The organism is Echinicola arenosa (genome assembly GCF_014841125.1).
Taxonomy (GTDB): domain Bacteria; phylum Bacteroidota; class Bacteroidia; order Cytophagales; family Cyclobacteriaceae; genus Echinicola; species Echinicola arenosa.
This window is the reverse complement of sequence record NZ_JACYTQ010000006.1, coordinates 77,785-91,016: the sequence shown is the minus strand read 5'-3', so window position 1 is coordinate 91,016 and position 13,232 is coordinate 77,785. Positions and strand designations below refer to the sequence as shown.

11 protein-coding genes are annotated in these 13,232 nt (G+C 38.6%); 5 read left to right on the top strand and 6 right to left on the bottom strand.

All coding sequences use genetic code 11. The features are described 5' to 3' along the window. Positions 1-2 precede the first annotated feature (2 nt). The 4 genes from IFO69_RS15850 to murA all read left to right on the top strand — a co-directional run bounded on the left by IFO69_RS15850 (position 3) and on the right by murA (position 5,271). Positions 3-839 carry a lysophospholipid acyltransferase family protein gene (locus IFO69_RS15850; protein ID WP_192011114.1) on the top strand — a complete coding sequence of 279 codons (837 nt, stop codon included), beginning with the start codon at positions 3-5 and terminating at the stop codon, positions 837-839. A 64-nt stretch (positions 840-903) separates the two neighbouring features. After that, entirely contained in the window at positions 904-3,171 is a 2,268-nt protein-coding gene (locus IFO69_RS15845; protein ID WP_192011305.1) for an ATP-dependent helicase, read from the top strand. A gap of 133 nt (positions 3,172-3,304) precedes the next feature. Then, positions 3,305-3,964, top strand: a complete 660-nt coding sequence (locus IFO69_RS15840) for a DUF4290 domain-containing protein (protein ID WP_192011113.1) — start codon at positions 3,305-3,307, stop codon at positions 3,962-3,964. Then, the gene (gene murA / locus IFO69_RS15835; RefSeq protein WP_192011112.1) at positions 3,964-5,271 is read left to right on the top strand and encodes a UDP-N-acetylglucosamine 1-carboxyvinyltransferase; all 1,308 of its coding nucleotides are present in this window, start codon (positions 3,964-3,966) and stop codon (positions 5,269-5,271) included. The genes IFO69_RS15840 and murA overlap by 1 nt, the downstream gene beginning before the upstream one ends. Before the next feature lie 61 nt (positions 5,272-5,332). Here murA and IFO69_RS15830 read toward each other — a convergent pair whose 3' ends face one another. Continuing rightward, positions 5,333-6,154 (bottom strand): hypothetical protein, encoded by an 822-nt coding sequence (locus IFO69_RS15830; RefSeq protein ID WP_192011111.1) that lies wholly within the window; start codon positions 6,152-6,154, stop codon positions 5,333-5,335. A gap of 778 nt (positions 6,155-6,932) precedes the next feature. Between IFO69_RS15830 and IFO69_RS15825 the strand changes: the two genes are divergently transcribed. Continuing rightward, on the top strand, positions 6,933-7,709 hold the full coding sequence (locus IFO69_RS15825) for a coiled-coil domain-containing protein (protein ID WP_192011110.1): 777 nt from the start codon (positions 6,933-6,935) through the stop codon (positions 7,707-7,709). Between the two features lie 70 nt (positions 7,710-7,779). Here IFO69_RS15825 and dnaN read toward each other — a convergent pair whose 3' ends face one another. The 5 genes from dnaN to IFO69_RS15800 form a co-directional block, all read right to left on the bottom strand. Then, positions 7,780-8,904, bottom strand: a complete 1,125-nt coding sequence (gene dnaN, locus IFO69_RS15820; RefSeq protein ID WP_192011109.1) for a DNA polymerase III subunit beta — start codon at positions 8,902-8,904, stop codon at positions 7,780-7,782. Between the two features lie 201 nt (positions 8,905-9,105). Next, on the bottom strand, positions 9,106-10,818 hold the full coding sequence (gene gldG / locus IFO69_RS15815; RefSeq protein WP_192011108.1) for a gliding motility-associated ABC transporter substrate-binding protein GldG: 1,713 nt from the start codon (positions 10,816-10,818) through the stop codon (positions 9,106-9,108). After that, positions 10,815-11,537 carry a gliding motility-associated ABC transporter permease subunit GldF gene (gldF, locus tag IFO69_RS15810; protein WP_192011107.1) on the bottom strand — a complete coding sequence of 241 codons (723 nt, stop codon included), beginning with the start codon at positions 11,535-11,537 and terminating at the stop codon, positions 10,815-10,817. The genes gldG and gldF overlap by 4 nt, the downstream gene beginning before the upstream one ends. Beyond that, positions 11,534-12,451, bottom strand: a complete 918-nt coding sequence (gene gldA, locus IFO69_RS15805) for a gliding motility-associated ABC transporter ATP-binding subunit GldA (RefSeq protein ID WP_192011106.1) — start codon at positions 12,449-12,451, stop codon at positions 11,534-11,536. Before gldA ends, gldF begins: the two co-directional genes overlap by 4 nt. A 1-nt stretch (position 12,452) precedes the next feature. Next, positions 12,453-13,151, bottom strand: coding sequence for an SDR family oxidoreductase (locus tag IFO69_RS15800; RefSeq protein ID WP_192011105.1), 699 nt, complete (start codon positions 13,149-13,151; stop codon positions 12,453-12,455). Positions 13,152-13,232: the final 81 nt, after the last annotated feature.

Genomic DNA, 13,232 nt, shown 5'->3' with positions numbered 1-13,232 from the left:
TAATGTTCGCATTCCGCTTAATTTCTTACCTACCGCTGTGGAGTTTATATCTCTTGTCAGACACCTTTTATATCCTCGCCTATTATGTCATCGGATATAGAAAAAAAGTGGTTTGGGAAAACATATCATTTGCCTTCCCTGAAAAAAGTCCTGATGAACGAAAAAAAATCATGCGGGAATTTTACAGGAACCTCACTGATTCTTTCGCTGAAACCATCAAGTTAATGACCATGAAAGAAGAGGAAGTAAAAAAACGTTTTAAAATCATGAATGGAGAACTCTTTTTCCATGAACTAAATCAAAACAAATTATCCCTTGCGCTAGCATCACATTTTTTTAATTGGGAAGGAATCACTTTAGGAGTCAAAGTTTTGAAACTAAACTTTGAAACTGTTTATCTAAAGATCAATAACCCGTTCTTTGATAAGCTGATGAAAAAAATAAGAGGGAGATTTGGAGGCACTCTAGTGGAAAGAAGTCAATTTCAAAGAAACTTTATCAAAAACCGAAATACTCCCCGAGTAATTGGACTAGCTGCGGATCAACGTCCCAATCGTGAGAACCAGAGGAATCAATTTGAATTCATGAATCGTAAAACAGGTTTTTTTGAAGGCGCTGAAATTCTAGCCAAAAAATTTGATCTAACTATTATTTATATTTCTTCAAAAAAAGTAAAGAGAGGTTATTATGAATCAAATTGTATAAAAATAGCTCAACCACCTCACGATAGTAGGCCACATAGTATCACGGAAAAATACATTGAATTGACAGAAAAAAACATCCGGGAGCAACCTGCATTGTATCTTTGGTCACATAACAGATGGAAAAATAGTAAGTGATCCGAACTTACTTCCTTTTTTCCATATATAAACATTAACTTTGAAGTTTACAGGAGGAAGAAGTATGGATTATTTAGAAGGTTTAAATCCCCCACAAAGAGAAGCAGTTGAACACACAGAAGGCCCCTTGATGATCATTGCCGGTGCAGGATCTGGTAAAACAAGGGTGCTCACCTATAGAATAGCACATTTAATCCACGCCAAAGGAATTGATCCTTTTCAAATATTATCACTGACCTTTACCAACAAAGCAGCCAGTGAAATGAGGCATCGTATTGAAAGGCTTATTGGCCTGGAGGCCAGAAATACTTGGATGGGCACTTTTCACTCCATCTTTGCGAAAATCTTACGTGTAGAGTCAGAAAAGCTAGGTTTTCCATCCAATTTCACCATATATGATACAGATGACAGCAAATCGTTGATCAAAAGTATTGTCAAGGAAATGCGACTGGACGACAAGGTTTACAAACCAAATACCGTCTGGTCAAGAATTTCCGGTGCAAAAAACAGGCTAATTTCTTGGGAAAACTACATCAATGACCCCTACATAAAAGCAGATGATGAAGCCGCCATGAAGCCTCGAATGGGCGAGATTTATCGCGCCTATCAAAAACGGCTCTTCAAGTCATCTGCAATGGATTTTGATGACTTGCTATTTAACACCAACGTTTTGTTTCGGGACCATCCTGATGTGCTTAATAAATACCAGCAGCGTTTTCGGTATGTGCTGGTGGACGAGTTTCAGGATACCAACCTTTCCCAATACCTCATTACCAAAAAACTGGCAGCAGTCCATCAAAATATATGTGTGGTGGGAGATGATGCACAAAGTATCTATGCTTTCCGTGGCGCGGATATTCAAAATATTTTGAATTTTGAAAAGGACTACCCTGACTTGGAAGTGGTCAAGCTAGAGCAAAACTACAGGTCCACAAAAAATATAGTCGAGGCAGCCAACTCCATCATCGCTAAGAACAAAGCTCAGCTTAAAAAGAACGTTTGGACTCAAAATGATAATGGGGACCTCATAGAATTGATCAAGGCTGCTTCAGACAATGAAGAAGGGCGAATGGTAGCATCCACCATTTTTGAAGAAAAAAATAATAAAAAGCTTGAAAACAGTGATTTTGCCATCCTTTACAGAACAAATTCACAGTCCAGAGCAATAGAAGAAGCCTTAAGAAAGATGAACATCACTTACAAAATTGTAGGTGGTCTTTCATTTTACCAAAGAAAGGAAATCAAAGACTTGATGGCCTACATGCGCTATGTGGTCAATCAGGATGACGAGGAAGCTTTCAAAAGAATCATTAACTACCCTAAAAGAGGGATTGGAGCGAGCAGTGTAGAAAAAATGATGGTTTCCGCCTACGAACACGACATTCCACTTTGGAAGGTCATCAATAATGCAGGCAGTTTCCTTAGCGGCAGAGCAGCCAATGCTGTGGCTGATTTTTCCACATTGATCAAAAGCTTCAAAATGGAAACCGAAAGAAAGGATGCTTACGAAGCAGCATCTGCCATTGCGAAGCAATCTGGTCTGCTGAGAGAGCTATATGAAGACAAAACCATTGAAGGGCTCAACCGGTATGAAAACGTTCAGGAATTGCTCAATGCCATCAAAGAGTATGTGGACAATCCAGAAAATGAAGACAAAAGCTTAGGGGCTTTCCTCCAAGAAATTGCTTTGCTCACTGACAATGACCGTGATAAGGACGAGGTAGATGCAGTCACGCTGATGACTATCCACTCTTCCAAAGGCTTGGAGTTTAGACAGGTTTTTGTCGTTGGACTTGAAGAAGACCTTTTCCCATCTCAAATGATGATGCAAAGTCGAGAGGACTTGGAAGAAGAAAGAAGACTTTTCTATGTCGCTACTACGAGGGCCATGGAAAAACTATACCTTAGTTATGCCATCACGCGTTATCGATTTGGAAGGCTTTTAAACTGTGAACCAAGTAGGTTCCTAGAAGAAGTGGACCCTAATTGTATCAAGGTCACCAAACGTAAAGGAAGGCAGCTGGGAAGTAGCTCTTTTGGCCAGCAAAACACCAATGGCAGTGAAGGAAAATCAGGTTTTATTGGATTAAAAAGACCTTCAATGAGAGCCAACACTACCGCAAAAGTTCATACGCCAAGCCCTGACTTTAAACCATCCAATACCAACAACCTGATGGAAGGCATGAAAGTGGAACATCCAAAGTTCGGGTATGGAAAAGTTCTGAAGGTTGAGATAGAAGGAATCAACAAAAAAGCCACCATTGGCTTTGACAATTTTGGAGATAAGACTTTATTACTTAGCTTTGCTAAGCTTCGGATTGTGGAGTCCTAAAAAAAACCACTAATGAGTATAGATAAAGTTTTGCCTAACAGCAAAACCATTAACATTATCATAAATCCATCTACCCCATTTAACGACATTTTTTCGTAAATTGAAGCAGTTGTTAACTTAACTGGGGCAAGATATGAAAGAACAAGAAAAGCATAAACACTCAGTAATTTTGAAAGAATACGGAAAAAACATTCAGAAACTGGTGGACTATATCACCAATGTTCCTGACAAAGCCAAGAGGACTGAACAGTCCTATACCTTGGTAGAACTGATGAAGCAACTTAATCCCCAACTTAAAATTGAGAACGACCAAAAGTTATGGGACGACCTTTTCATCATGTCCAATTTCCAGTTGGATGTTGACAGTCCTTTTCCAATGCCGGAAAAGGAAATTTTGGGCAAAAAGCCGCTAACCATTGGATACCCTGAAGGCGAAGTAAAGTTCAAGCACTACGGGAGGAACATTGAAAAGCTCATAGAAAGAGCCATTGAAATCCAAAATGATGAAGAACAAGAAACTGCCATCATCTATATAGGCCAGTTAATGAGAAGCTTCCATTCTACTTGGAACAGGGAAAATTTTGACGATGGTATCATCATTGACGACATCAAAACGCTCTCAAAAGGCAAACTCCATATTGACCTTGAAAAGGTAAAAGAAAATTCCCTCTTCGAAACCAACATGAGAAGAGATTTCAAAACTAACAGTCAACCAGACCAACCATCCAACTCTGGAAGAAGAGGAGGCAAAAGAAGAAACAACGGAGGTAACTACAAAAAACGCAGAAATTAATGTCCTCATTCCGAGTAAAAGGGGGATTAAAATTAAAAGGCGAAATCACCCCTCAAGGCGCTAAAAATGAAGCGCTACAAATTTTATGCGCCGTACTTTTAACAGACCAAGACGTAACAATCAACAAAATCCCTAACATCAGGGATGTCAATAAACTCATTGAATTATTGGCGGATATGGGAGTAAGTGTAGAAAAGATCGCTCCCGAAAGCTACCGATTCAATGCTTCCAAAGTAGACCTCGAGTATTTGGACTCTGACAAATTCCTGACTAAAGCATCTGCTTTAAGAGGTTCAGTTATGATTCTCGGTCCTTTATTGGCAAGATTTGGAAAAGGAAAAATATCCAAACCAGGGGGAGATAAAATTGGACGCAGAAGATTGGACACCCATTTTATTGGTTTTCAAAACTTGGGGGCCAAATTCAACTACGATACCCAAAGAGAAATATACAATATTGACGGAAAGGAACTAAAAGGAGCCTATATGCTCCTTGACGAAGCTTCTGTCACTGGCACAGCCAATATCCTTATGGCCGCTGTATTGGCTAAAGGAAAAACCACCATTTACAATGCCGCATGTGAACCTTACCTACAGCAACTTTGTGACATGCTTAACCGGATGGGAGCAAAAATCACTGGAGTAGGCTCCAACTTATTGAACATAGAGGGAGTTGAGAAGCTGGGTGGGACTGAGCACACCTTACTTCCTGATATGATAGAAATTGGGTCGTTTATCGGTCTTGCAGCCATGACTCAATCCGAAATCACTATCAAGGATGCCCAAATCCATAGATTAGGCATTATCCCTGATACTTTCCGAAGGATGGGCATCAAATTGGAGTTCAGAGGCGATGACATCCATATCCCAGCACAAAAGCATTATGAAATAGAGACATTTATTGATGGCTCCATCCTTACAGTTGCTGACGCAATATGGCCAGGTTTCACTCCAGACTTGCTCAGCATTGTATTGGTAACTGCTACCCAGGCCAAAGGCACGGTATTGGTTCATCAGAAAATGTTTGAAAGCCGGCTTTTCTTTGTAGATAAGCTAATTGATATGGGAGCTCAAATAATCCTTTGCGACCCCCACAGAGCCACGGTTATAGGGCTGGACAGAAAATATCCTCTTAAAGGTATTCGAATGACTTCTCCAGACATTCGAGCTGGGGTATCCCTTTTGATCGCGGCATTGTCTGCAGAAGGGACTTCTGTGATTGACAATGTTGAACAAATAGACAGAGGATATCAATACATAGATCAAAGACTAAATGCTCTAGGTGCTGATATTGTTAGGATTGATTAACATTCTGTCCAATATAAACAAAGGCCGGTTGAAATTTTCACCGGCCTTATCACTTAAAAAATCATCTCCTCGCTAATTTCTTGCTTTCACTCTCTAGTTGAGAGAGGTATTGGTCAAAAGCGTTTACCCTATCACTGGGATAAATACCTTTTGCCTTTTTTAGTTGCTTTAATGCAGTTCCCTGTTGACCTTCATTGAAATGAAGAATAGCATCATTGTAATATTGAAGCCCAGCTAGTTCTTTTAAAGAAATAGAGGAATAGATGGTATTTTCTTCACCAGCCCTATCTGAGAGTCCAGCCAACTCTGATCGATCTCTTTTTGACTGGTTTTGCTTTCTCGGCATAAAAACTGCAATGTAATCCTTTACCTCATCTTGATCTTTTATAAAGCCAGAAAGCGGCTCAGTACTTTCTAAAACATAAGTTTTATCATTATCATGAACCAGAACAAATACATGAAAATCCGTCTCTATTATCTCAAAATCGAAACCATACCTATCAAGTAAAAGTCCTAATACTGCTGAACCACTGACACAATCATATGCCCCTCTTTCCAAGGTCTCGTTGAATGTGCTGTGACGATGATAGTTTTTTAAAACATATTGATGGGACTTATGAAAAACCTCCCCAACAAACCATTCAACAAAATGTTTTTTATCGGCTTTCTTATCCAGCTTTTCAGTCAATTTTTCAAACTGCTTCATATCCACCTCATCCTTTGCGTGCAAGGCTTTTAAAAGATCAATTGGCTGTGCCTGGCTTAACAATAATTCTTTCTCCGCATCACTTTCAAAAACAGACTGGCCTTCAGACCAATCCTGTGACATACCTTGGTATATCACCAAAATCAATGCTATCAGTATAATTAATACCCTTTTCAACCTACCCTCCTTTCTATGTTAATTTTATGTTATTAAATTAACAATTAGTTAACATAGAGTCAAAGCATTGGCTCGTTTTTCAATGTTAAGTTTTTTAACAACTTGTATTACAGTACATTAATAATTTATCAATAGTTAACATTAAGTTATTAAACATTATGTGCATCCGTAATTTTGCACGTACTTGTTTATAGGCATAATATGGTATCGAAAAGTAAGGATGGCCCTTGGTGGGGCAGGTTTTAAGGAAAATGGGCAGGCTGTTAAGAAAATGAGCTAGCTCGCGTCGTGGAACAGCGAGATCCGCTCATTTTTAGGCCGGAACAGTTTTCTTAAAATTAAATTGGGATGAAGGATTCCTATATTAAAGATAAATCGGTATACCCAATTTAAATGCCGCACCACTGGCCTAGTCCCGATAGCTATCGGGATTTGGTCCTTTTCATCAATGGAAAAGGACAGAATCATAAAAGCATAAACCAAAGAAAATATAGCTACGTGCAACATTGCGAATAGTCATATTAAACATTTGATCAATTCAAGACCCCTAACATTTTCTACTATACACAGGTAATTAAAAACATATTTCTTGACTTGCATAAAAATTTATTTTTTAACTATATTCATAAAACTAACAAGTGACATCATTTCATAAATGAACAATCCAAATAATGAAACACTATATCCCAAATGGAGTAATCATAGGACTTTTCAAAATCATAAAATCAAAATGTATATGAACTCTTTTATCAAATTACCCCCCCTAATAATAGGGCTTATGTTACTTAATATCTATCCGTTGATAGCTCAAGAAATGCCTTCTAAAAAGAAAGACTTGGAGGATGCTTATCAGCAACATGTTCAAGAAATTTCATCACTGAAGAATGAAATGACACTATTAAAACAAAGAATTGAAAATCTTGAGTCAGACAAACGAAAGCTGGGTTATGAAAAGGACGGTTTACTACAAGACTTAAATTCATTAGATCATCAAATATTGGAGTTAAAAAAAAGCCAAGACAGTTTGAAAACCGAGCTTAATGAAACAACTAACCAACTTGAGGTAAATTACGGTATTAATCAAAAACTGAAGTCTTTACTTAAAACCCTTACTGAATCGCTAGCTGGTCAAGATTCCTTGACCAAAATGGAAAGTACGCCTTATTTCATAGGCAATTTTATGGGAACCCAGACTGAATCGGTTGTCAAAGACCAAGATGGAAAAGACCTGATCATCAATGGCCAAAAAATCAAAACCCCACCTATTGACCACTCATTCACCTTATTAAGTGAGGGTAAAGTTTTGCTAGAGCAGGTAAATAAAAACGACCAATCTGTCACTGGATTAAGTGGAACATACCTGGTGACCACTGACAATGACCAAGTCTATGAAATTGAATGTACTCTTAAAAACAATGAGAACTTGACATTAGATTACCTCATATACATTGACAAATCCACGGAAGAAATCACCTGTACCTCAGGTAATCAAGCGCCATTTAAATTATTGAAGAATATCCTAATGGAAAACATAGGTGAGGTAATCACTGAGTAAAACTACATAAAATACAAAAGCCAGTCTAAATTAAATTTAGGCTGGCTTTTTAGTATATACTTGTTTACGATTAAACGTAATTATTTAACATAACTGGCATCACCAACATCAAAATATCTTCATTATCTCCCTTATCACTAGGCACGATCAAACCAGCTCTGTTAGGTGCACTAAATTTTAAGGTCACTTGCTTGGCTGAAATGTTATTCAACATCTCTACCAAGAACTTTGCATTGAAACCAATCTCGATATCCTCTCCTTCATGCTCACAAGAAAGTCTTTCATTAGCCTCGTTAGAGAAATCCAGATCTTCAGCAGAAATCTGAAGCTCACTTCCAGTAAGTTTTAACCTTACTTGGTGAGTAGTTTTATTTGCGTAAATGGCAATCCTTTTCAATGAGCTTAAAAACTCTACTCTATCGATGGTCATATCATTGTCGTTGTCCACCGGAATTACATTTTCATAATCAGGGAACCGTTCATCGATCAAACGACAGATCATCTGGATATTACCAAACTTGAAATAAGCATTGGAATTATTGAATTCGACCGTCACAGGAACATTCTCTGCCGGAAGTGTTGACTTCAAAAGGTTAAGTGCCTTTCTAGGAATAATAATACTTGCAGCATCCTGAGCCGCAATATCTACTCTCCTGTATCGGATTAACCGGTGTCCATCAGTGGCTACAAATGTTGTATTAGTTGTGCTCAAATTCACATAAACACCTGTCATCGCAGGACGAAGCTCATCATTACTTGTCGCAAAAATGGTATTGTTGATGGCGCTACTAAGTACTTCAGTTGACATATCCACAGCTGTAGCATTGCTTACTGAAGGAATTTTTGGAAAATCTGTAGCATTCTCACCAGCCAATTTGTATCGACCATTATCAGAGCTGATTTCCACACTGTAGGTATCATGATCGATACTGAAAGTTACCGGCTGCTCTGGAAGATTTTTCAGGGTCTCGATAAGAATCTTTGCTGGAACGGCAATATTTCCATCTTCTTTAGCCTCAACATCTATCTCAGTCATCATGGAGGTCTGTAGGTCGGAAGCCGTAATGGTTAACTTACTTTCCTTTATTTCAAAAAGAAAGTTTTCTAATATCGGCACGACCGGATTGGTAGTCACCACTCCATTGATTCCGGAAAGTTGCTTCAAAAGAGCAGAAGAAGAAACAATAAATTTCATGTGAATATGATTTAGTTATTTAAGGACAAGGCTAAATATGACATTATTTCAATAAACACTCAATTTCAGCACATTGATCCTAGGCTATTATTCCAATTAGTTTTCAACAGGGTAAATTTATAAATAAAATCATAAAAGCAGGTAAGCCTACAGAATTTCTACTCAAAAAAATTGCTCCCAATAAATTCTCTTAAATTTCCTTTAATTTTTGCTTCCAAATTTACGTTTTCTCCAATAAACTTTCACAGACCCTAGCATCATAATCAAAACAATGGGCAAGGCGATATTAATCAACTGCCACTTTAATTTCTCCTCTTCGACAAGCTTTTTGTTCAAAGGCCGAATTTTCAATTCTTTGCTTCTTGTAACCATGATTCCATTGGGATCCAAAAGATACTTCAGCGTATTTTCAAGGAACACTTTATTGGAAACGCTTACATCCGAAAATGGATCTATACCAATAGCTAGTGGCTCCCCTGTCTGGACATTTCTTACTCCCTGTATCCAATCGCCATCTCCGACTACTACTACATTCCCCGATCCTGAGTCGGTGAATTTTCCGTCACCCTTAAATTCTTCAGGCAAAAACCTGTTCTTAAAGTAAGAAGTAAAATTCCCTTCCAACAAATACACAAGAGGCAAATACTTTTGGCTAAATAGAGAAATATCAGGCTCCTGCATCATATCTTTAAAAGCAACGTTTACAGGCTGAGCCAGTGTTCGGCTATAATCTCCACTGAACACCAATGGGGTTTTTCTTACACCTTCTGCTTTAACTGTATCCAAAGAGCTGACAAACCTAAATTTCATCTGATCCAAGCCTTTAGTGATCACATGATCACTCATATTCGTTGCGATCACATAAAACGGCCATGGTAAAGGCGTGATTTGCGGTTGATTACCAAAATCTCCTGCCACAACTGGATAGTAGCCAAAATTCATATCTTGTATAAGGTCTTTATTGATCCTAACACCATACTTAAAAAGTAGCTGATCCAACCCCGTTTCATAAGCTAATGCCACCGTTCCTTCTCCTCCGGCATTTTCCATATCAACAGCCAAAGGATCAATACAAAAGAGCACATTCCCTCCTCTCATCACATATTGATCCATAAGGTAAATTTCTCTCTCCTTGAAATTCGCTTTAGGACCGGCGATAATTATCGCATCAAATACCATAAGGTCATCCACAGTCTTTGCTTGCTCCAAAGGAACTTTGTACACCTCATATTCTGCTGACAATGCCTCGACAATCCCATACCCTTCATCATCCTGTAGCTCTCCATGGTTGGTGATCATGGCTATAGCTTGCTTATCAGCACTGACCAGCTTCTCGATCATGCTGATTAGCTCATATTCCAGGTTTTCAATAGATAGGTTTAAAATCTGTTCTGGAGACATTCCATTTTCTCCTTTCAGCAACAAACCTCCCGTTTCGTACTCTGCATTCCGAATCACTACTCCCGGAAAAATCAAACGGGAAGTTTGGCTTCCATTATTATTGGCAAAAAGATTAGTAGGATTAATCCCAAATTCTGCCAAATACAAAATATATTCTTCCTGCTCATTCTCAACTTTAATTTCCAAAGGGTCAAAATACCTAATGGAAATTTTTTTACTACTGTATGCATTAAAGGTTTCAAGGGTCTCTTCAATATTTTTTTGAAAACGCCTCATTCCTCCCGGCAGGTTTCCTGTTAGCAAAATATCCACCTCTAGGGGCTCTTCCAGATTGGCCAGTACATTTTTAGTAGCTTCATGTAGGGAGAATCTCTTTTCCTCCGTAAGGTCAAGCCTAAAAGACAGCATGCTATTCAGCAAAACAAGCCCTACAATAACAATTAATATAGCTCCAACTGACAGCAGTAACTTCCTCTTTACTACTTGGTCAATATGTTTTCCTCTTTGGCTCATTGCTTTTTAATCATTAATGTGGTGAGGATAATTAAACTGGCAATAAGCCCAAAAAAGAAAAACAGGTCACCAGAAGCAATTACACCCCTACTCATACTTTCATAATGATAATTCAGGCTGAGGTCTTCCAAAAAGATAGCCATGCTGCTCATTTGCATTAAGCTGACCAAAGCTGTAAATCCAAAATACAAGGCAAAACTAATAAATGCACCAATTACAAATGCGGTAATTTGATTATCTGTCAGAGAAGAACTAAAAAGGCCAATAGCTGCAAATACAGCCCCTATCAAAATCATCCCAAAAAAAGAACCAATAAATCCTGCACTGTCTATATTGCCCTTCGGAGCTCCCAATTGGTAAATGCTATAATAGTAAATCAAGGTAGGCAGTAAAGCTAAAACAACCACCAGCACCCCCGCCAAGTACTTTGCCAATACAATCTGATAAGGCTTTAGTGGGGAGGTCATCAGCAACTCCCAAGTACCACTCCTCTTTTCTTCAGCTATCATCCGCATCGTAATAGCTGGAACCATAAAGACAAATACATATGGAGTATAAACAAACAATGCTTCTAAATCAGCAAAGCCATATTGTAAAACACTGGTTTCAGGAAACACCCAAACCAACAAACCCAATGCAACCAAAAAAACAGAAATAATTAAATATCCCGTCAGATTATTAAAAAAGGAATTGACCTCCTTCCACACCAAACTCATCATACCGCAGCACTCGTTAATTGGTGAAAAATAGTTTCAAGATTCCTCTCCTCCTGACGGAGACTTAATAAGGATAGTTGTTTTTCATTTATTACTTCCAGTATATTTTTCCTCAAAGAAGTTGGCTCATTGGTCAACAATTGAATAGAACCTACTGCCAATACCCTCACCTCATTGACACCTTGCAAGCTGGTAAACCAATCAGTCTCCAGGTTTTCCTGTGTCTCGAGATAAATGGATACTTGGCCATTGCTCGACTTAAGGTTCTCCAATGAATCTTGTACCATGACCTTTCCCTGATGAATGATCACTACCCTATCACACATTGCTTCTACTTCTTGCATAATATGGGTACTAAGGATTAAGGTTTTCTCTAAGCTAATAGACTTGATTAATTTACGGATTTCGACCAATTGATTGGGATCTAAACCCGTTGTGGGCTCATCTAGGATAATTACATTTGGATCATGGACCAAAGCTTTTGCCAAGCCCACTCTTTGACGGTAGCCTTTGGAAAGCGCCCCAATCTTTTTATGCTTTTCTGTCTCCAGACCACATGATGCAATTACCTCTTGCACTCTTCTTTTGGCCATAACTCCTTTTACACCATAAATCCCAGCCATAAATGTCAGGAATTCCTTTATATACATCTCCAAGTAAAGAGGGTTGTGTTCAGGTAAGTACCCAATTTGCCTACTCACGTGTTGAGGATGTTCAATCACAGAAATCCCATTAACCAAAACATCTCCATGATCAGGCAGTAGGTAACCTGCTGCAATTTTCATAGTTGTGGACTTCCCCGCTCCATTAGGTCCTAAAAAACCTAAAATCTGACCTGAAGAAGCTGAAAAACTCACACCGTCCAGCGCTTTTTGATCTTTATAGTTTTTGCTGAGCTGTTTTACTTCAAGAGACATACTATTGCTTTCCTTTTGGGCGAAGAGGCCTGCACTCCACATCTGCTACAAAATAATTGTGATGGGTTTCCAAGGTTTGCACCATCGTGGTAGCCACATCTTCTGGGCGCATCATATTTTCATGTGCATTCATTCCTTCGATGTTATCAAAGAAATTGGTTTTTACAGAACCAGGATAGATGGTAGATACTTTTATACCAAATTCTCTCAACTCCATATACAAAGCATGAGAAATCCCTTTGACCGCATGCTTGGTGCCACAGTAACCTGCAAAATTAGCCACTCCATTTAACCCTGCAATAGAGGCTACATTCAAAATATGCCCCTCATCTTGGGCCTTCATATTGGGAACCACCCTTTTGGTGACATAAAATATCCCATGCACGTTCACATCAAACATTGATTTCCAATCCTCACTCGACATTTCATCGATCGCCCCAACCACCCCAAAACCAGCATTATTGATCAAAATCCTTATATCTTCTCCTAATTCCTTAACCGTACTTTTGTAAGCCTCATCGACAGATGCTTCATTAGCAACATCACAGCTAAAAAAATGAAAGTTATCATGGTTCAAATCAGGCCGGTTTCTCCCCCATCCCGCAACGACAACTCCCTTTTCCAATAATTGAAGAACGACCTCCAAACCTATCCCTTTGCTTACTCCTGTTATAACGGCTGTTTGTCCTTTTAAATTCATGTTGATTAGTTTAGGTTGGATACACAATGCAGAAATCTCTCCCAAATTGTGCCTTTTTTTGGAGTAAAAAAACAATTTAAA